The organism is Aeromonas sp. Prich7-2, assembly GCF_017939255.1.
GTDB classification, from domain to species: domain Bacteria; phylum Pseudomonadota; class Gammaproteobacteria; order Enterobacterales; family Aeromonadaceae; genus Aeromonas; species Aeromonas caviae.
Genome location: NZ_JAGKRI010000081.1, coordinates 1 through 18,220, shown reverse-complemented (window position 1 = coordinate 18,220; position 18,220 = coordinate 1). Strand labels below are relative to the sequence as shown.

The following is an 18,220-nucleotide window of genomic DNA, read 5'->3' as shown; positions in this document are numbered from 1 at the left end:
ATAACCTGGCCAGAAGGAGGCAATATCAATATGATGCACGGCGACAGCAGGGTGATGGTGGTGGTGTGTTTGGAGACAGCCAGTTTACCAGCACCCTGTCTGTCAACTTCCACTTCCCCAAGATCCCGCGAAGAACCTTTTTTTATGGCTGCCCTTGGCCGTCACCCGGCCATGTAGTGCGCGATAAACGCCTTCATCGGCATGGGCCTGCCATAGAAGTAGCCCTGCAGGAAGGTCACGTTGCGCGCCCTCAGGTAAGCGGCCTGCACCTCGTTCTCCACCCCTTCCGCCACCAGTTGCAGCTCGAGCCGGGTCGCCAGATCGATGACGTTCTCGACGATGTGGCTGGAGAGCGCGTCCGAGCCGATCATGCCGACGAAGCTCTTGTCGATCTTGAGGAAGTCCACCTGGAAGGCCTGCAGATAAGTCAGGCTGGAGTGGCCGGTGCCGAAGTCGTCGATGGCGATGAAGACGCCGAGGGCGTGCAGCTCGGCGAACAATCGGTCTGTGGTCTCGTCCGCCACTATCAGCTCCCGCTCGGTCAGCTCCAGCACCAGCTTGATGGGGTTGTCCCTGAAGGCGTCGATGAAGTCGCGGCAATCCTCCACCAGGCTCAGATCCTTGCAGTGGCTGGCGCTGATGTTGAAGCCGAAGTGGAATCCCTTGGGCAGCTCGTGGACCCGGCCGGCGAACTGGGCGCGCACCTGCCTCATCAGCGAGCGGGTCATGGGCACGATGAGGTCGCACTCCTCCGCCATGGGGATGAAACGATCCGGCGAGATCATGCCCTGCTGGGGATGTTGCCAGCGCATCAGCACCTCGCAGCCGCTCAGGTGGGCGTCGTCGCCGGTCACCACCGGCTGGATGTAGGGGATGAACTCCTGCAGCTCCAGCGCCCGTCGCAGCGCCTGCTGCGGCGAGGTGGAGCGGCCCGTCAGCCAGAAGACCCCGAGGCCGAACATCAGACTCAGCAGGGGATAGAAGATGAGGCTGACCTTGGAGTAGTCCCAGATATGGGCGCCGTATTCACGGTTCGAGATGGTGGTCACCACCTTGAAGGGGTATCGCTGGGACGCCTGCTCCAGATAGCCGCCGTCCTCGGGAGAGAGCAACTGATCGGTGAGCTGGCTGTCGCGCAGCAGCATCTGCGGCCCCACCACCAGCCCCAGCGGCGAGTTGCGGCTCATCATGTCGAGGATGTTGAGCAGGTAGTAGCCATCCACCCCCACCAGCACGCTGTACTCCCCCGCCTCCTGGCGGTAGACGATGAGCGGCCGCTTCGGGGTGACCGGATTGCCCCGCATGAGATCGAGTTTCCCCCCGACATAGTCGTTGAGATCTATCATCCCCTTGACGGGGCCATAGAGGGAGGTGCAGTAGATATTCTCCCCCTCGGCCAGGTTGACGCTGCGCACGTCCGGCACCGTCGCCACCTGATCCCGCAAGCCCTGCACCACCGTGAGGCAGGGCTTGCCGACGCTGCCCATCACGGCGTCGGCGGCCAGGCGCGCATTGTCCAGGGTCCGGTCAAACATCAGCTGGGCATGCTGCAGCCGCTCCACCGCATCCTGTCTCACCCCGGCCATGGTCTGCCAGGCGGAGATGGAGAACCCCAGCACCATGGGCAGCAGGCCGGCCAGCAGGGAGTAGACCAGCCGGAGATAGTATTGGCGCACCCTCAGACGACGAAATGGCATATTCCTCCAGATTCGACACGGCGAAAAAGCGGGCAAGTTTACCCCTTGTCGTCGGCTTGGCAAGGGATGATGACGGCATCATGGGCGCCGCCTTCCCGAAATTTAGCGTCCAAACAGGCCTTTTGTATATGCCTTTCCGTCCCGGCGAGGCGCGCGGATCCGGGCGGCCATCCTCGGAAGCCGTGAGCGGCGACGAAATATAACCCGAGCAAAAACAGCCGCTTGTTCATCCGACTCCGGCCCTCTAGAGTAGAGGCAACGGCATCGGGAGAGCGCGCATGAAGATACTGATCACGGGGGGCACGGGGTTTATCGGCCGCCGTCTGGTGGCACACCTCAAGGTGGCGCACGAAGTAGTCGTGCTGACCCGCCAGGGCAGCCGGGCCTACGAGCTGCTCGGCCACGATGTCACCCTGCTGGACAGCCTGGACAGGCTGGATCACCTCAATGACGTGGACATCGTCATCAACCTGGCCGGCGAACCCATCGCCGCCGGACGCTGGAGCGAGTCCCGCAAGCAGTTGCTCTGCAACAGCCGCTGGCTGCTGACCGAACAGCTGGTGGATCTCGTCAAACTATCCAGCACGCCCCCCAGATTGCTGCTCAATGCCTCCGCCATCGGCTGGTATGGCCGCCAGGATGACGCTCCTCTGGATGAAACATGCCAGAGCCCTCACGACGAATTCACCCACCGTCTCTGTCAGCAGTGGGAGCAGCTTGCCCAGCAGGCCCGCTCGGCCCAGACCCGGGTCTGCATCCTGCGCATCGGCCTGGTACTCGGCATGGAGGGGGGCGCCCTGCCCAAGATGCTGCCCCCTTACCGCCTCGGCCTCGGCGGCCCCATGGGCAGCGGCACCCAGATGATGAGCTGGATCCACGTGCAGGATCTGGTGCGGGCCATGCTGTTTCTCATCGAGCACGGCGAGTGTGACGGCATCTTCAACGGCACGGCCCCGCAACCGGTCAGCAATCGCCGGTTCAGCGAGACCCTGGCCGCTACGCTCCATCGCCCGCACCTCTTCTTCGTACCGGCCCCCCTCCTGCGGCTCCTGATGGGAGAGGCGGCGGATCTGCTGCTCACCGGACAGCAGGTACTGCCCGCCCGCTTGCAGCAGGCCGGTTTTCACTTCAGTTTCCCGGCCCTGCCCGGCGCTCTGGACAATCTGCTGCACTCACCCCGTTGACCCAATGACACATCCCGACCGAGGTCGGGATGTGTCGAGCCATCAGAGCAGCCCCTGCCCCAGTCCCCTGAGCCGGTCGCTCAGGGTACCCGCCAGCAGTTGGCGGCGCATGCCCTGTCCGGCCAGGGTCACCAGCACGGCCCCAAGCAGGGGGAGTGCAGCCCAGATGGCCCAGTGGAACTGCCACTGCGCTCCCTCCCACCACCACTGCAGGCCGAAGGAGCAGAGCTCCACCACCATGGCGGCGCAGAGCCCTGCCAGGGCACCGCTCGCCACCAGCTCCCAGCGCAACATCTTCTCGAGCAGGGCGCTCCCCGCCCCCAAGGTGCGCATCAGCAGCAGCTCACGGCGGCGATGGGCCATGCCGGCCTGGGTCTGGGTCAACAGCACCAGCAGGGCGGCCACCGTCACCAGCCCGAGCATCAACCCCAGGGCGCGGCTCACCTGATCGGAGACCAGGGTGAGGCGGCCTATGAGATCCTCCACATCGATGAGGCTCACCGTGGGGTGGCGGCGGATGAGTTCCACCTCTGCCCCTCGCCCCTCAGGCGGCAGACGATAGCTGCCGAGCCAGGTCTGGGAGAAGGGGGCCAACACATCCGGCGAGAAGATCATGTAGAAGTTCGGCCTCATGTTGTCCCACTTGATGGACCTCAGGCTGGTCACCCTGGCCTCGAACGCCCGCCCCTCTATGGTGAAGCCGAGCACGTCGCCGAGCGCGATGCCGAGCCGTCCCGCCAGTGCCTCGTCGACGGAGACCTCCCCCTTGCCGGCCAGCCATTGACCGGCAGTGACCTTGTTGTCGGCGGGCAGGGCCGATGTGGTGGTGAAGTTGAGCTCCCTGTCCACCCCCTCCCGCGCCGCATCCTCCCCCACCGCCTCACCGGCGATACGGGTCAGGCGCCCGCGCACCATGGGGTAGAAGTCCGAGGTGATGGCCCCGGCCTGGTGCAGATCGGCCAGGATCCCTTCCCGCTCGCTGTCCGCCACATTGACCAGGAAGCGGTTCGGGGCGTCGGCAGGCAACCGGGTGGAAAAATCCTCCAGCAGATCGACCCGCGCTGCCCACAGCAGCCCGAACAGCATCAGGGCCAGGGCGAAACCCGCCAGCTGGAACAGACCACTGCCCCGCTCACGGGAGAGGTGATTGATGGCCAGGCGCAGGGCATGGGGCCCCTTGAGCCGACTGCCAAGGCGCAGCAGCGCGGAGGCGAGCAGGGCCAGCAGCGCCATCAACACCCCCATGCCGCCGATGAGCCCGCAGGCCAGCCTGATGTCGGCGGTAAAGCCCCACACCAGGGCAAACAGCCCGATGAGCCCCACGGGCACCGTCAGCCAGGGAGGGATCCCCGCCTCCAGCTCCCGGCGCAGCACCCGCAGCGGCGGTACCTTGAGCAGCCTCAGGAAGGGGACGAACGCCAGCATCAGGGTGATGAAGAAGGCGACCGCGAGGCCCAGGGCGAAGGGTCGCCAGGAGGGGGGCGGCAGATCCGCAGGCAGCAGATCCCCCAGCAGGTTCAGGGTCAGCCACTGCATGGCGCTGCCCGCCACCAGCCCCATCAGGGCCCCCACCAGGGTCAGGGAGAATAGCAGGGTGCCCATCAGTTGCCACAGGGTGCGCCGCGAAGCGCCGAGCGTCTTGAGCAGGGCCACCATGTTGGTCTGGCGCTCGGCGAAATGGCGCACCGCTATCCCCATGGCCAGGGCGCCGAGCAGCACGCCGGCAAGGGATGCCAGACGGAAGAAGCGCTCGGCATTGCCCAGGGATTTCCCCACCTGGGTACCCTGATCGTCGGGTTTGACGAGCTTTTGCCCGGCGCTCAGCCTGGGGTTGAGCCAGGCCTCATAGCGGGCGATGGCGTCACGGGGCCCCTTGACGAGATAGCGCCACTGCTGGCGACTGCCCGGCAGCAGGGCCCCGGTCGCCTCGATATCGGCGCTGTGGATCAAGGCCCTTGGCGCCATCTGGAAGGGGCTGAACCCCTGATCCGGCTCCTGGCCCAGCTCCCCTGCCACCGTCAGCCGGGTGTTGCCGACCTCGAGTACCTCCCCCACCTTGGCGCCGAGCAGCTGCATCACCCTGGCGGAGAGCCAGATCTCGCCGGGCGCCGGGGCGCGCTGGGGAGTGAGCTCCAGCTTGCCGTAGAAGGGAAAATCCCCGGGCACGGCGCGGATGGAGGCCAATTGCAGGGTATCACCGTGAAACAGCATGCTGTTGAAGCTGACCGTGGTCTGCACGGCCAGCCCCTCCTGATGCGCCTGCGCCAGCCACTCTGCCGGTGCCGGCGTCGCGGAGCGCAGCACCCTGTCCCCTCCGATGAAATCCCGCCCGGAGGCCTTGAGCCCCGCATCCAGCCGATCCGCCACCAGGGCCACGCTGAGCACGCAGGCGACGCTCAGCGCCAGCGCCAGCACAAACCAGCGCAGCTCCCCGCTGAACCCTTCCCGGCGCAGCAGCTTCAATCCCAGTCGCCACTGACTCATGACGCCTCCCTCACCGTCCATGCTGCTGCCAACGATCCCCTGGTGCAGCTCTGTCTCCAATGACTCATGACAGCTCTCCCACCCTGGCCGCCATGACAGCCTGAGCCTCCAGCCGCCCGGCTGACATCACCAGCTGTCGCTGGCAGCGCTGGGCCAGCTCATGGTCATGGGTCACCACCACCAGGGTGGTGTTGTGCTCGCGGTTGAGACGAAACAGCAGTTCGATCACCGTCTCCCCGGTCTTGCTGTCGAGGTTGCCGGTGGGCTCGTCCGCCAGCAGCAGGCTGGGGCGGGTCATGAAGGCACGGGCAATGGCGACCCGCTGCTGCTCGCCGCCGGAGAGGCGCGGCGGCAGGTGGTGCAACCGCTCTCCCAGACCGACCTGTGCCAGCAGCTCCCGGGCACGGGGCTCGCTGTCGGTCTCCCCCCGCAGCTCGGCCGGCAACATGACGTTTTCCAGGGCGCTCAGGGTGGGCAGCAGCAGGAACGACTGGAACACGAACCCCACCTGCTCGGCCCGCAGCCTGGCGCGTCCCTCCTCGTCCAGCCGGGTGAGGGAGTGACCGAGGATCTCTATCTCGCCGCTGCTCGGCAGATCGAGACCGGCCAGCAAACCGAGCAGGGTGGACTTGCCGGAACCGGACGCACCGACCAGCGCCAGCGTCTCGCCGGTATTGACTTGCAGATCGATCCCTTCAAGGATGGTGAGGCTTTCCTGACCGAGGCGAACGGTTTTACCGAGCCCCCTGACGGCGATAATGGGCGTTGAACTCATCTTGGGTATCCTGTTTGCCTGAACCTGTAATGACAATAGAACGTGGGAGTTGACTGCATGATGCGTCTCTTGTTTGCCGTGAGTTGCCTGTGCTGCTGGGCAGCGTCCGTCCAGGCCCAGACCCTGCTGGTACTGGGCGACAGCCTGAGTGCCGGCTACCAGATGCAGGCCGAACAGAGCTGGCCTGCCCTGCTCAATGAAAAGTGGCAGCAGCAGGGGGGAGAACACACCCTCATCAATGCCAGCATCAGCGGTGAAACGACCCAGGGCGGCCTGGCCCGCCTGCCCGCCCTGCTCGAAACCCACAAACCGGACTGGGTGTTGATCGAACTCGGCGCTAACGACGGGCTGCGGGGTTTTGCTCCCGCCATCACCCGGGCCAACCTGACCAAGATGATCGAGCTCACCCGGGCGCACCAGGCGAAGACGGTGCTGACCCAGATCCTGCTGCCCCGCAACTATGGGGCGCGCTATCTGCAACAGTTCGAGCAGATCTTCCCGGATCTTGCGAAGGCCAACGACCTGCCGCTGATGCCCTTCTTTCTGGATGATATTGTGCTGCGCCCTGAACTCATGATGAACGATGGACTGCACCCGACGGCTGCCGCCCAGCCCCGGATCCGCGACAAGGTCGCCCGCTTTGTCGAGCCTCTGCTGACTCAGTAGCCCGGTGGCCGGGCCCATGGTCCTTCCCCTTGCCCAGCAAAAAGCCCCCGCATGGCGGGGGCTTTTTCATGGTTCGGCGTGCCGGATTCAACGGCCCAGGATCTGCCGCATCCGCTGCTGGGCCACATCCACCAGCAAGTCGGGCTGGAATTTGGAGATGAAGCGATCACACCCCACCTTCTTGACCATGGCCTCGTTGAAGTTACCGCTCAGGGAGGTATTGAGGGTGATGAAGAGATCGGACATGCGCGGGTCGCTGCGCACCTCGTGAGTCAGGCGATAACCATCCATCTCCGGCATCTCGGCGTCCGTGATCATCAGCATGATCTCGTCGGTCACCTTCTTGCCCGCATCGCACCACCCCTTGAGCAGCTTGAGGGCCTGCAAGCCGTCCTGGCACTCGATGACCTCGAGCCCGAGCTGGGCGAGGGTCTCGCGCACCTGGTTGCGGGCCGTGCTGGAGTCATCGACGATGAGCACCCGGCGTCCCTGCATCTGGGGCAGGATCTCCTCGTCCAGCACCTCGGACGAGATACGCACGTCATAGGTGATGATCTCCGCCAGCACCTTCTCCACGTCGATGATCTCGACGATCTGGTCGACGCCCCCTTCCGGGATGCGGGTAATGGCGGTGAGGTAGTTGGCACGACCCGCCGAACGGGGCGGCGGCAGTATGTCCTTCCAGGTCATGTTGACGATGTGGGCCACCTGCCCCACCAGGAATCCCTGAATGGTGCGGTTGTACTCGGTGATGATGAGGTTGGACTCCTGATCGATGGCCATGGGACGCATCCCGATGGCACCGCGCAGGTTGATGACGGGGATGGAGACGCCGCGAATGTTGGCAACACCGCTGATGTTGTGGTGGGACCCCGGCATCTTGTTCAGATGAGGCAGCTTGACCACTTCCCGCACCTTGAAGACGTTGATCGCAAACAGTTGCTGGGCACCCAAACGGAACATCAGCAGTTCCAGGCGATTCTCCCCTACAAGCTGGGTACGTTGATCCACTGAATCCAATATGCTCGCCATATAACGCCCTTACGTCCATTTCCCGAAATTGCCCCGCACCGGAGCTGCGACATGCCAACCAGCCCCGCTTTCCCTGTCGGGACAACGCAAGCCTATATAGAAATAATGAAAAGCGTCGAGGAAAGATAGGATCTTGACCACGGGGCGTGATCATCGCCCCATCACTGCCTCATGGCAAGCACAGCCACGCACCGGCCCCGACAACAAGGGTATCGACCACACGGGGCCATTGCTGAACCCCGGCGTGCCGCTCTTGTCATCCAGCGCGGTCCGCCAGCAACAAAAAGACCGGCCACATGGGCCGGTCCTGGGATGTGCAGTGCGTCCGGGACGACTTAGAAGTTGTACTGCAGGGCCACGGCGACGATGTCGTCGGTGGACTTGTTCAGGCTGTTCTTGCCGGTGGAACCCACTTCGTCCAGCAGGTTGATCTTGTAGTCCACGTAGGCATTGAAGTTGTCGGTGAAGTTGTACCAGGCACCCACGGAGACGTATTCGGTCGCGGTGTCATCGATGCCGTGAGCGCTGTCCTTCACGTCGGTACGCAGGTAGGCCAGGGAGGGCTTGAACTTCGGCGTGATGTTGTACTGCACGACCGCTTCGTAGCCATCCATCTTCTCGGCGTAACCGCGCATGGAGCCGGTGTCCACGAAGAGGTGATCTTCACCGTGGGAGTAGGTGGCGGCCATGTAGAGGTTGCCGACGGCGTACTTGGCGCCCACCCCGAACAGCTTGGCGTCGTTGTCGCCGCCGAAGCTCACGTTCTCGGCCTGTTCGTCGGTCTTGCCTGCCTGGTTGTAGGCGGCACCCAGGCTCAGGCCCATGTTGAAGTCATAGTTGGCAGAGAGGGCATACCCCTCGGAAGAACCTTTCGGGCTCCAGGTGCTGTTCGGACCGACGCGCTCGCTGCGGCTCGCGTTCTGCGGGTCGTTGTTGCCGGTGAACTGGGCACCCAGGGTCAGCCCCTGCCAGTTGTACATGTACTGGGCCAGGCCGTTGGTACGACCGGTACCGAACACCTCGGTGTCCTTGCCCAGACCATCACCACCCCACTCCGGCAGCACGTCGGTGTAGTTGTTCACCGCCTTGGTGAACAGACCGTCCTGGCGACCGTAGCTGAAGGCACCGAAGCGATCGTGCTTGATGCCCGCATAGGCGTAACGCAGCTCGTCGTTGTCAGAACCGGAGACCGGCAGGTTGTACTCGGCGAAGCCGAACGCGGTCAGATCCTCGTCAACCTTGGTTTCACCTGCGATGTGCAGACGCAGGTAGCTGGCATCGCCTTCGGTGGCATTGTCATCGGTGCCGTAGTACATGCCGTTGACGCGGCCGCCGATGTCCAGTTTGGTACCATTCTGATCGTAAACGTTGGCGGCCTGTGCACCACCGGCCAGCAGCAGGCTGGAGATGGCCATCGTCAATGCTGTCTTTTTCATTGTTCTTTCCTCAGGTGTAAGCACTCTCTGTCAGACCAGAGTTCGGTCGTGATGATCGGTTGATGTGCCGATGGCCTAAGGTAGATCCGGAAACCTTGATGGGAACTGAAGCGGCGAACGATTAATTATAAAAGCATCAATTCGAGCTGACGCCGCGACATATAATGTCACTCGAATTAATTCTTGCGGAATTTATGACCAAGAAAATCAATATAGCAATACAAGTGATCTATAAAACGGGATAAATGCAGTTTAATACTTCAACATGGCGAGAAGCAGGGAAGCCCTGCCGGGCGACACGGGCTCCCCGCACACCTTCCCCGCCCCGTCAGACCGGCTGCCAGCCGCGCATGACCCTCAGCAGATCCTTCCAGCTCACTATGCCCACCAGGGCGCCGTTTTCCAGCACAGGCAGACAGGAGATCTGGTGCTCCAGCATGAGGCCGGCGGCCTCTTTCAGGGAGCGTTCGGGGGAGACGGTGATGGGTTCACGGCTCATGATCTGGTGGGCGCGCCGGTTGAGGGTCTCGGTGTCCCGGTTCATCTCGGCATCCGTGTCCAGATAGGGGCTGATGGCACGCAGCAGATCCCGGTCCGAGATGACCCCCACCAGCTCCTCTTCTTCCACCACCAGAAGGTGGCGGAAATGGGCCTGCTCGAAGATCTCCTTGATGACGCTCAGCCTGTCATCCATGGAAACGGTCGCGACCCGGGTCGTCATGATCTCTTTAATCAACATGGTCAGCCTCCTGCCCCCCAGATGTCTCTGTTATGACACGTTTTTCCGGCGGCAGCCATCCCCCCCGCCCTCAAGTGCAAATTTGTGTCATTTCACGTAAGATCCGCGCCAGTTTCTCTCCTTCAATCGAGCCAAGCAGACCCATCCATGATAGTTGCCAGTCAAATCGAACTGATCCGCGGCGGCCGCACGCTGCTGGACAACGCGTCCGCCACCATACACCCCGGCCACAAGGTGGGCCTGGTGGGCAAGAACGGCTGTGGCAAGTCCACCTTCTTTGCGCTGGTGCGGGGCGAGCTGGCCATCGACAACGGCAGCTTCAGCCTGCCCGCCGGCTGGCAGATTGCCGGCGTGGCCCAGGAGACCCCGGCGCTGGACTGCTCCGCCCTGGAGTACGTGATCGACGGCGACAAGGAGTTCCGCGCCCTGGAGGGCGAGCTCGCCCGGGCCGAGGCGGATGACAACGGTCTGCTGGTGGCCGAGCTGCACGGCAAGCTCGATACCATAGGTGCCTACAGCATTCGCGCCCGTGCCGCCGAGCTGCTGCACGGTCTGGGTTTTGGCGGCGATCAGCTCGACTCGCCGGTCAGAAGCTTCTCCGGTGGCTGGCGTATGCGCCTGAACCTGGCCCAGGCGCTGCTCTGCCGCTCCGATCTGCTGCTGCTGGATGAACCGACCAACCACCTGGATCTCGACGCCGTCATCTGGCTGGAGAAGTGGCTCAAGGGCTATCAGGGCACGCTGGTGCTCATTTCTCACGACCGCGACTTCCTCGATTCCGTGGTGAATCGCATCATCCATATCGAGAACGGCAAGCTCAACGAATACAGCGGCGGCTACTCCGACTTCGAACTGCAACGGGCCGAGCACCTGGCCCAGCAGCAGTCCATGTACGAGAAGCAGCAGCGGGAGATGGCCCACATGCAATCCTATGTGGACCGCTTCCGCTACAAGGCCTCCAAGGCCCGTCAGGCCCAGAGCCGCTTGAAGGCCATGGAGCGGATGGAGAAGATCCTGCCCGCTCACGCCGACTCCGAGTTCAGCTTCGAGTTTCGCGAGCCCTCCGCTCTGCCGACCCCGCTCATCGCCATGGAGAACCTCAGCGCCGGTTACGGCGACAAGGTGATCCTGGAGAAGATCAAGCTCAACCTGGTGCCGGGGTCGCGCATCGGCCTGCTCGGTCGCAACGGCGCGGGCAAGTCCACCTTCATCAAGATGCTGTCGGGCTCCAACCCGCCCCTCTCCGGCAAGCTGGAGGTGAGCGCCGGGGTGAGTATCGGCTACTTCGCCCAGCATCAGCTCGAGACCCTGCGCCTCGATGACAGCCCCCTCGATCACCTGGTGCGCCTGGCCCCGGACAAGACCGAGCAGGAGCTTCGCAACTACCTCGGCAGCTTCGGTTTTCACGGCGACAAGGTACTCGACAAGGTAGCCCCCTTCTCCGGCGGTGAGAAAGCGCGGCTGGTGCTGGCCCTCATCACCTGGCAAAAGCCCAACCTGCTGCTGCTGGATGAACCGACCAACCACCTGGATCTGGAGATGCGCCACGCCCTGACCATGGCCCTGCAAGGGTTCGAGGGGGCCATGGTGGTGGTCTCTCACGACCGTCATCTGCTGCGCACCACCACGGATGACTTCTATCTGGTCCACGGCGGCCGGGTCGAGCCCTTCGACGGGGATCTCGACGACTACCACAAGTGGCTCGGCGAGCAGGAGAAAGAGGCCAATGCCAAGCCGGCAGATGGCACCGTCTCCGCCAACTCGGCGGTGGCGCGCAAGGATCAGAAGCGCCTCGAAGCCCAGTTCCGGCAAGCGACCCGGCCGCTGCGCCAGAAGCTGGAGAAGCTCGAAACCAGCATGGAGAAACTGCAGGCCAAGCTGGCCGCGGTGGAAGAGCAGCTCGCCGATCCCGCCATCTATGAAGAGAGTGCCAAGGGCAAGCTCTCCGAGCTGCTCAAGTCCCAGGGCCCTCTCAAGGAGGAGCTGGAGCACGTCGAGCTGGAGTGGATGAGCCTCTCTGAGGAGCTGGAAACCATGGAGCAGGCCTTCTTTGCGTGATGAAGCCTTGATGGCCAGCGAGCGGGTCAGCCCCGACGCCCTCCCCACCCCTTCCGAGTTCTGGACATGGAGCACAGGCGCCTATGGCCAGCGCAGCCAGGACTGGCTCCACGTGCAAAGCATGGGGGGCAACGTCAACCTGGCACTCCTGCTGCACCACCTCGACCTGCTCCGGATCCCGGTCGACCTCACGGACTTGCAACCGGCCCTGGTACAGACCGAGGCGGTGCTGCTCCCCTGGCGCACCCTGCGCCAGCAGGCCAAGTCACGGGTGGGGGCCGAGGAGTACCAGACCATGCTGGCCCACGAACTGGAGCTGGAGCGGCTGCAACAGGGGGTCTTGCTGCAGACCCTGCGCACCCTCGCCCTGTTTCGCGGCGACAGCCGCAACCTGTTTCACTATCTATCGTTACTGGGTGCCCAGCAGGGCCCCCTCAGAGATCTCATATGCTGAGCTACCGCCACGCCTTTCACGCCGGCAACCACGCCGATGTGCTCAAACACGCCGTCCAGGCCCTGATCATCGAGTCCCTCAAGAAGAAGGAAAAACCCTTCATCGTGCTGGACACCCATGCCGGTGGCGGTCTCTACGACCTGCGCGGCGACTGGTCCCAGAAGAAGGCGGAATACGCCGACGGCATAGGCCGCCTGTGGGATGAGCGGGCCCAGTGGTCTGCCATGGCCCCCTATCTGGGTGCCATCGAGGAGATGAACAGCGATGGCCAGCTGCACTACTACCCCGGCTCGCCGGAGCTGTCCCGCCGCCTCATCCGCGATCAGGACAAGCTGGCGCTGATGGAGCTGCACAACAACGAGGTGGAGGATCTTCGCGCCAACATGGGGTACGACCCCCGCGTCGCCGTCCACCATCGCGACGGCTTCGAGGGGCTGGTGGCCCTGCTGCCGCCCACCCCGCGCCGCGGCCTGGTGCTGATCGATCCTCCCTATGAGCTCAAGGAAGATTACTTCGCCGTGGTCGATACCCTTAAAAAAGCGCAAAAGCGCTGGGCCACCGGCATCTATGCGCTCTGGTATCCCATCCTCGGGCAAGAGGCGGACAAGTCCCGCGACATGCTCAAAGCGATCAAGCGGGAGAACTTCGGCAACGTCCTGGTAGCGGAGCTGGAAGTGGCTGGCCAGACTGCCGATTGGGGCATGAACGGCTCCGGCATGCTCATCGTCAGCCCCCCCTGGATGCTGGACGAGCAGATCGAGGCCTTCTTGAAACCCTTGTGCGCCAGGCTGGCCCAGGGCGCCGGCGCCCAGTACAGGGTGGAGTGGCTGAGCAAGGCCGAGGCCTGACCCTCGGAACCACAGAAATGAAGAAGGGCCTGTCACAGCAGGCCCTTTTTCATTGGGGCTGATGACCCGGCACGTTCACGCTGGCCAGCTGCTCGGGTAGGCGGCTCGCCAGCCAGTCGATGGCGAGCCGGGTCTTGAGGGGCAGATGCGGACCACGGGGCCAGAGGGCGTTGATGGGATAGCGCCGACCCGGCAATCGGGCCAGCAGCTCGCGCAGCTCGCCCCGCTCAAGGTGAGGCCGCGCCAGCCAGGTCGGCAGCCAGGCGAGACCAAAGCCCGCGATGGCCGCCTGGGTGATGGCGTTGAGATCGTCCATCTGCCACCGCCCTCTGGGCTGGACTTCGCGCCATGCCTCGGCCTCCTGCCACCACCACGACAGCACCCGCCCCTGGCGCAGATAGGCGATGCACTCGTGATCCGGTAACTCGGCCAGGGTCACAGGTTCCCCCCGCTCGGCCAGATAGGCGGGCGAGGCGCAAAGCGTCATGCCGTGCTCCCCGAGCCTGCGCGCCGCCAGATCCAGGCTGTCCGGCGGCTCTGCGTTGCGGATCACCAGATCCATCCCCTCCTCCACCAGATCCACCTTGCGGTCGCTGAACGACAGCTCCAGGGCCAGCCCGGGATGCGCCTTCGCCAGCGCCAGCAAAATGGGGGCCACGCACTGCTGGCCGAACAGCACCGGCATGGAGACCTTCAATCTGCCGTTGAGGGTGAGCTTGTTGCTGGCCAGCGCCGCTTCCCCAAGACGCACCTCCTCCAGCGCCCGCAGGCAGTGGCGATAGAAGAGCGCCCCCTCCTCGGTCAGGCTCTGGCTGCGGGTGGTGCGATGAAACAGTTGCACGCCGAGACGCAGCTCCAGCCGCGCCACCCCCTTGCCCACCGCCGAGCGGGTGAGGTGAAGCCGCTCCGCCGCCTGGGCGAAGCTGCCCGCCTCCACCACGGTGGCGAAGAGATCGATGCCATTGAGCGTGTTTGCCATCTATTGCATACCTTTTGGAACCAATATGGCGAAATACTATCAGCACTGCGGAAAAAAATGACTGGTAAGCTCCCTTCATTCTTCACACGTTTCAGATGGAGTTTCCCTCATGAGCCAGATCCTGCTGCTGCAATCCAGCCTCAACGGCCCCGCATCCCGCACCAACCAGTTGATGGAGCGCTTCCTGCAAACACGCCGGGAGCAGGGCCATCAGGACCAGGTGGTGGTGCGTGATCTGACCGCCCTCGACTTGCCCGTCCTCGACAGCCCGTTGTTTCACGCCCTGCGCGGGGCTGAACCGGCCAATGAGGCCATCCGGCAGGCGGTGGCGCTGTCGGATCGGCTGATTGCCGAACTCAAGGCCGCCGACCTGCTGCTGATCGGCGCCCCCATGTACAACCTCAATGTACCGACACCCCTCAAGAACTGGTTCGATCTGGTGGCACGGGCCGGGGTGACCTTCCGTTACACCGACACCTACCCCATGGGGCTGGTGGAGGGGGTCAACGCCCTGGTGTTCAGCAGCCGCGGCGGCGTGCATCAAGGACAGACGACAGATGCGGTCACCCCCTACCTCAAGTCCGTGCTCGGCCTGATGGGCATCCCGGTGGACTTCGTCTACGCAGAGGGGATGGATCTGCGCCCCCACGGGGCGGAACAGGGAATGCGCGAGGCCCATGCTCGGATCGCTGGCCTCGGCAGGTAGGGCCATCACCCGATCTTGCCCCTTCCAACCGGCCACCTGCTGCGCGGGACATTCCAAGTAAAAAAGCCCCGCAAGGGGCTTTTCTATGACTGCGGCAGTAGCGGAAGAGACTAGGCTTGCCTGGCATCGGGGCCTGCGGGCATGTCCCGCCAGAGCGCCAGAATGAGCAGCGCCAGCAGGGCAAAGGGCGGCACCAGGCAGAGCAACACGCACAGGAAGGTGACAAGCCCCGGGTGGCGGCTCTTGCGCCGGGCCAGTCGCCAAGCCACCACGCCGACGACGATCATCAGCAGCAGCATGAAGAGAACAAACAGGTTGGAGTTGATGGTCATGAAAGCTCCTTTTTCATGGCAAAAGGCACACTCTAGCGCCGCTGCGGTCCCGGGCAACTCCCAATCTGGTGGGGCCTCCACCGGTCGATAGGCATTTTCTATTTCGCCGATAGATGAGAATGGTTTTCATTTGATGGAGTTCTGAGTGATACTGCCTTCATCGCCAGAGGAGACACCACCATGAAAAAGACTATCAGCTTCGCCACCCTGCACTTTTGTGTCGCCTTCACCGTGGCTTACCTGCTGACCGGCGAACTGCTCACCGCCAGCCTGATCGCCCTCATCGAGCCCGCCGTGAACACAGTCGCCTTCTACTTCCACGACCTTGGCTGGCACAAGCTCAAGCCTGAACACAGCCTGCAGGCCAAGACCAGCAGCTTCGCCCTGGTCCACTTCTCGGTGGCCTTCGGTGTCGCCTACCTGCTGAGTGGCGAGCTGCTCACCGGCGGCGTGATGGCACTGATCGAACCTGCCATCAACACCGTCGTCTTCTTCTTCCACGAGCGGCTGTGGCGCAGCCGCCAGACCTTGGCGCTGGCCGGCGTCTGATTGCCATGCAGGGCCGCCCGGCACCCAAAAACACGGGGTGCTCCTGCCTACTTCGGGTGTAAAGTGTGCTCTGATCACGGGGCATCATGCCCCCTGTTGGAGCCCTGTCGATGAACAAGATCTTGCTTGGAACCCTGCTGTTTTCCCCTCTGCTGGCCACGGCGGCCACCCCGTCCTTCGAGTGCGCCAAGGCGAAAGGCGCCGCCGAAACCCTCATCTGCAAGGATGCCGGGCTGGCTGCGCTGGATAACGAGCTGTCAGCCCTCTATCCCAAGGCGATTGCCGGGTTCTCCCCCGAGCAGCAGAAGAGCGAGCGCGCCATCCAGCGCGGCTGGATCAAGGGGCGCAACGACTGCTGGAAGGCGGGCGACCTGCGCCAGTGCGTGGAAGAGAGCTACCAGTTGCGGATCACCGAGTTGCAGATAAAAGGGGGCCAGCTGAGGGTGCCGACGCCGGTCGATTATCAGTGCGGCAAGAGCGTCACCCTCTCCACCTACTTCTACAACGAGGCCAAGCGGCCCGCCGCCATGATCAACCTGAGCGAGGGTAACAACCAGCAGCAGGTGCTCGCCTATGAGACCCCCAGCGCCAGCGGCGCCCGGTACGAGGGGCAAAATCTCACCCTCTGGACCAAGGGGAGCGACGCCATGCTGGAGCGCTACGGTCAGCCCACCCTCAACTGCAGCGAGATCCCGGGCAACTGATCCTCCGCCCGGCCAGAGGCCGGGCAACCACTCCCGTACAGGCAGCAAGTGGGTCACCAGTTGGTGGCCGCTCGCCCCCTTTTACCTATCCCCAGCCCCCTCTCGCCAATCCAGCCCGGACGCCAGGCTTTCGGGCTAGCCTCCATTTGTTGATCTTGCCCGGCAATTCGCCATTTCCTCCTTCCCCTTCGCTCGCGGGCCGTTAATATAGCCAATTGGCAACACACGCCTCGTCGGAGTCTCCCATGAGCCATGCCAACCACGCCCCTTTGGTCAATCGCAGCAAACTGGAAGCTGACATTCAGGGCGGTAGCGTCGCCAAAGGGCACAACCGGCAAGAGGTAAGTGACTGATTCAACCATGTCGAGTGGAGTGAATGTATGGAAACGCACACACTGCATCGGGGTCGGCTGATCGACCATCTCCAGCTGGTGGTGAAAGACCTGACCGCCAGCGAGCGCTTTTACAGGGCCATACTGGCCACCCTCGATGTGCCAATCGGCGGCGCGGGTGAGGGTTACTTCTGGGCTGACGAGCTGTTTGTCACATCCATCGACAGCCCGGCTGCGCTCGGCGCACTGACCGGTCGCCATCATCTCGCCTTCCAGGCGCAGGACCACGCCACAGTCGATCGCTTCTATCAGGCAGCGCTGGCCCACGGCGGCCAGGACAACGGCGCCCCCGGCGAGCGAGCCTATCACCCCGGCTACTACGCAGCCTTTGTCCTCGACCCGGACGGCAACAATATCGAAGCTGTATATCACGGCGAGGCAACGCGCAGCGCGGAGTCGGTGGAAATTAAGTTTTAGTAAAGAGAACAGAGCACCAGTGATATAGGCATCGCTATGGTGCAACGAGTTAACTACGCCTTGGGAAGGTGCGAATAAGCGGGGAAATTCTTCTCGGCTGACTCAGTCATTTCATTTCTTCATGTTTGAGCCGATTTTTTCTCCCGTAAATGCCTTGAATCAGCCTATTTAGACCGTTTCTTCGCCATTTAAGGCGTTATTCCCAGTTTTTAGTGAGATCTCTCCCACTGACGTATCATTTGGTCCGCCCGAAACAGGTTGGCCAGCGTGAATAACATCGCCAGTTGGTTATCGTTTTTCAGCAACCCCTTGTATCTGGCTTTCACGAAGCCGAACTGTCGCTTGATGATGCGAAATGGGTGCTCCACCTTGGCCCGGATGCTGGCTTTCATGTATTCGATGTTGATAGCCGTTTTGTTCTTGCGTGGATGCTGTTTCAAGGTTCTTACCTTGCCGGGGCGCTCGGCGATCAGCCAGTCCACATCCACCTCGGCCAGCTCCTCGCGCTGTGGCGCCCCTTGGTAGCCGGCATCGGCTGAGACAAATTGCTCCTCTCCATGCAGCAGATTACCCAGCTGATTGAGGTCATGCTCGTTGGCCGCGGTGGTGACTAGGCTGTGGGTTGCATATTCCGGCCGATCATGAACACCAATTCCGATTCAACGTGAACACCATTTCCGGACCAATGTGAACGCTCATTCCGGTTCAACCTGAACACTTTGCCCCTCCTTTCCGGAAACAGTGTTCAACATCCCGGAATCACTGTTC

At 63.1% G+C, this 18,220-nt stretch carries 17 protein-coding genes and 1 pseudogene; 9 read left to right on the top strand and 9 right to left on the bottom strand.

Annotation, left to right across the window (positions count from 1 at the left end; translation table 11 throughout):
- Nucleotides 1-161: 161 nt before the first annotated feature.
- Nucleotides 162-1,697: a cyclic diguanylate phosphodiesterase gene (locus J9892_RS14365; protein WP_171865618.1), complete on the bottom strand. Its 1,536-nt coding sequence runs from the start codon at nt 1,695-1,697 to the stop codon at nt 162-164.
- A 278-nt stretch (nt 1,698-1,975) separates the two neighbouring features.
- Between J9892_RS14365 and J9892_RS14360 the strand changes: the two genes are divergently transcribed.
- Nucleotides 1,976-2,881, top strand: coding sequence for a TIGR01777 family oxidoreductase (locus J9892_RS14360; RefSeq protein WP_180911394.1), 906 nt, complete (start codon nt 1,976-1,978; stop codon nt 2,879-2,881).
- Nucleotides 2,882-2,923: 42 nt separating this feature from the next.
- Here the strand turns inward: J9892_RS14360 and J9892_RS14355 are convergent, their stop codons facing one another.
- Nucleotides 2,924-5,365, bottom strand: a complete 2,442-nt coding sequence (locus J9892_RS14355; RefSeq protein WP_180911393.1) for an FtsX-like permease family protein — start codon at nt 5,363-5,365, stop codon at nt 2,924-2,926.
- A gap of 64 nt (nt 5,366-5,429) precedes the next feature.
- Entirely contained in the window at nt 5,430-6,140 is a 711-nt protein-coding gene (locus J9892_RS14350) for an ABC transporter ATP-binding protein (RefSeq protein ID WP_042016058.1), read from the bottom strand.
- Nucleotides 6,141-6,197: 57 nt separating this feature from the next.
- On the opposite strand from J9892_RS14350, the gene J9892_RS14345 reads away from it, so the two are divergent.
- Nucleotides 6,198-6,806, top strand: coding sequence for an arylesterase (locus tag J9892_RS14345; RefSeq protein ID WP_039040186.1), 609 nt, complete (start codon nt 6,198-6,200; stop codon nt 6,804-6,806).
- A gap of 87 nt (nt 6,807-6,893) precedes the next feature.
- Here J9892_RS14345 and J9892_RS14340 read toward each other — a convergent pair whose 3' ends face one another.
- The 3 genes from J9892_RS14340 to J9892_RS14330 all read right to left on the bottom strand — a co-directional run bounded on the left by J9892_RS14340 (nt 6,894) and on the right by J9892_RS14330 (nt 10,013).
- Nucleotides 6,894-7,838, bottom strand: coding sequence for a chemotaxis protein CheV (locus J9892_RS14340; RefSeq protein ID WP_041212426.1), 945 nt, complete (start codon nt 7,836-7,838; stop codon nt 6,894-6,896).
- Nucleotides 7,839-8,173: 335 nt separating this feature from the next.
- Entirely contained in the window at nt 8,174-9,274 is a 1,101-nt protein-coding gene (locus tag J9892_RS14335) for a porin (RefSeq protein WP_039040188.1), read from the bottom strand.
- Nucleotides 9,275-9,602: 328 nt separating this feature from the next.
- Nucleotides 9,603-10,013, bottom strand: coding sequence for a CBS domain-containing protein (locus tag J9892_RS14330; RefSeq protein ID WP_010675511.1), 411 nt, complete (start codon nt 10,011-10,013; stop codon nt 9,603-9,605).
- Nucleotides 10,014-10,160: 147 nt separating this feature from the next.
- Between J9892_RS14330 and J9892_RS14325 the strand changes: the two genes are divergently transcribed.
- The 3 genes from J9892_RS14325 to rlmJ are packed head-to-tail and all read left to right on the top strand — an operon-like array spanning nt 10,161 to nt 13,373.
- Nucleotides 10,161-12,071, top strand: a complete 1,911-nt coding sequence (locus J9892_RS14325) for an ABC transporter ATP-binding protein (RefSeq protein WP_048206991.1) — start codon at nt 10,161-10,163, stop codon at nt 12,069-12,071.
- Nucleotides 12,064-12,525 (top strand): DUF2390 domain-containing protein, encoded by a 462-nt coding sequence (locus tag J9892_RS14320; RefSeq protein WP_039040190.1) that lies wholly within the window; start codon nt 12,064-12,066, stop codon nt 12,523-12,525. Before J9892_RS14325 ends, J9892_RS14320 begins: the two co-directional genes overlap by 8 nt.
- Nucleotides 12,519-13,373 carry a 23S rRNA (adenine(2030)-N(6))-methyltransferase RlmJ gene (gene rlmJ, locus J9892_RS14315; protein ID WP_210538532.1) on the top strand — a complete coding sequence of 285 codons (855 nt, stop codon included), beginning with the start codon at nt 12,519-12,521 and terminating at the stop codon, nt 13,371-13,373. Before J9892_RS14320 ends, rlmJ begins: the two co-directional genes overlap by 7 nt.
- A 49-nt stretch (nt 13,374-13,422) precedes the next feature.
- Here the strand turns inward: rlmJ and J9892_RS14310 are convergent, their stop codons facing one another.
- Nucleotides 13,423-14,352, bottom strand: coding sequence for a LysR family transcriptional regulator (locus J9892_RS14310; RefSeq protein ID WP_210538531.1), 930 nt, complete (start codon nt 14,350-14,352; stop codon nt 13,423-13,425).
- A gap of 109 nt (nt 14,353-14,461) precedes the next feature.
- Here J9892_RS14310 and J9892_RS14305 point away from each other — a divergent pair, with 109 nt between their 5' ends.
- Nucleotides 14,462-15,058 carry an NAD(P)H-dependent oxidoreductase gene (locus tag J9892_RS14305; protein ID WP_210538530.1) on the top strand — a complete coding sequence of 199 codons (597 nt, stop codon included), beginning with the start codon at nt 14,462-14,464 and terminating at the stop codon, nt 15,056-15,058.
- A 110-nt stretch (nt 15,059-15,168) separates the two neighbouring features.
- On the opposite strand, the gene J9892_RS14300 is transcribed toward J9892_RS14305, so the two are convergent.
- Nucleotides 15,169-15,390 carry a hypothetical protein gene (locus tag J9892_RS14300; protein WP_010675517.1) on the bottom strand — a complete coding sequence of 74 codons (222 nt, stop codon included), beginning with the start codon at nt 15,388-15,390 and terminating at the stop codon, nt 15,169-15,171.
- 180 nt (nt 15,391-15,570) lie between these two features.
- Here J9892_RS14300 and J9892_RS14295 point away from each other — a divergent pair, with 180 nt between their 5' ends.
- The 3 genes from J9892_RS14295 to J9892_RS14285 all read left to right on the top strand — a co-directional run bounded on the left by J9892_RS14295 (nt 15,571) and on the right by J9892_RS14285 (nt 17,452).
- Nucleotides 15,571-15,939, top strand: coding sequence for a DUF2061 domain-containing protein (locus J9892_RS14295; protein WP_210538529.1), 369 nt, complete (start codon nt 15,571-15,573; stop codon nt 15,937-15,939).
- A 110-nt stretch (nt 15,940-16,049) separates the two neighbouring features.
- Nucleotides 16,050-16,643, top strand: coding sequence for an MliC family protein (locus J9892_RS14290; RefSeq protein WP_042865004.1), 594 nt, complete (start codon nt 16,050-16,052; stop codon nt 16,641-16,643).
- Between the two features lie 380 nt (nt 16,644-17,023).
- A complete protein-coding gene (locus tag J9892_RS14285; protein WP_128272127.1) occupies nt 17,024-17,452 on the top strand; it encodes a VOC family protein in 429 nt (142 codons plus the stop codon).
- 209 nt (nt 17,453-17,661) lie between these two features.
- Here J9892_RS14285 and J9892_RS14280 read toward each other — a convergent pair.
- Nucleotides 17,662-18,075: pseudogene (locus J9892_RS14280) on the bottom strand (IS5-like element IS5 family transposase); the annotation flags it as partial.
- Nucleotides 18,076-18,220 lie beyond the last annotated feature (145 nt).

Bases quoted from the DNA above. Each gene is read 5' to 3' on its own strand.
- J9892_RS14285 (WP_128272127.1), top strand. From the start codon at position 17,024: ATGGAAACGCACACACTGCATCGGGGTCGGCTGATCGACCATCTCCAG.
- J9892_RS14345 (WP_039040186.1), top strand. From the start codon at position 6,198: ATGATGCGTCTCTTGTTTGCCGTGAGTTGCCTGTGCTGCTGGGCAGCG.
- J9892_RS14350 (WP_042016058.1), bottom strand. From the start codon at position 6,140: ATGAGTTCAACGCCCATTATCGCCGTCAGGGGGCTCGGTAAAACCGTT.
- J9892_RS14325 (WP_048206991.1), top strand. From the start codon at position 10,161: ATGATAGTTGCCAGTCAAATCGAACTGATCCGCGGCGGCCGCACGCTG.
- J9892_RS14355 (WP_180911393.1), bottom strand. From the start codon at position 5,365: ATGAGTCAGTGGCGACTGGGATTGAAGCTGCTGCGCCGGGAAGGGTTC.
- J9892_RS14295 (WP_210538529.1), top strand. From the start codon at position 15,571: ATGAAAAAGACTATCAGCTTCGCCACCCTGCACTTTTGTGTCGCCTTC.
- rlmJ (WP_210538532.1), top strand. From the start codon at position 12,519: ATGCTGAGCTACCGCCACGCCTTTCACGCCGGCAACCACGCCGATGTG.
- J9892_RS14360 (WP_180911394.1), top strand. From the start codon at position 1,976: ATGAAGATACTGATCACGGGGGGCACGGGGTTTATCGGCCGCCGTCTG.
- J9892_RS14290 (WP_042865004.1), top strand. From the start codon at position 16,050: ATGAACAAGATCTTGCTTGGAACCCTGCTGTTTTCCCCTCTGCTGGCC.
- J9892_RS14330 (WP_010675511.1), bottom strand. From the start codon at position 10,013: ATGTTGATTAAAGAGATCATGACGACCCGGGTCGCGACCGTTTCCATG.
- J9892_RS14310 (WP_210538531.1), bottom strand. From the start codon at position 14,352: ATGGCAAACACGCTCAATGGCATCGATCTCTTCGCCACCGTGGTGGAG.
- J9892_RS14335 (WP_039040188.1), bottom strand. From the start codon at position 9,274: ATGAAAAAGACAGCATTGACGATGGCCATCTCCAGCCTGCTGCTGGCC.
- J9892_RS14340 (WP_041212426.1), bottom strand. From the start codon at position 7,838: ATGGCGAGCATATTGGATTCAGTGGATCAACGTACCCAGCTTGTAGGG.
- J9892_RS14305 (WP_210538530.1), top strand. From the start codon at position 14,462: ATGAGCCAGATCCTGCTGCTGCAATCCAGCCTCAACGGCCCCGCATCC.
- J9892_RS14300 (WP_010675517.1), bottom strand. From the start codon at position 15,390: ATGACCATCAACTCCAACCTGTTTGTTCTCTTCATGCTGCTGCTGATG.
- J9892_RS14365 (WP_171865618.1), bottom strand. From the start codon at position 1,697: ATGCCATTTCGTCGTCTGAGGGTGCGCCAATACTATCTCCGGCTGGTC.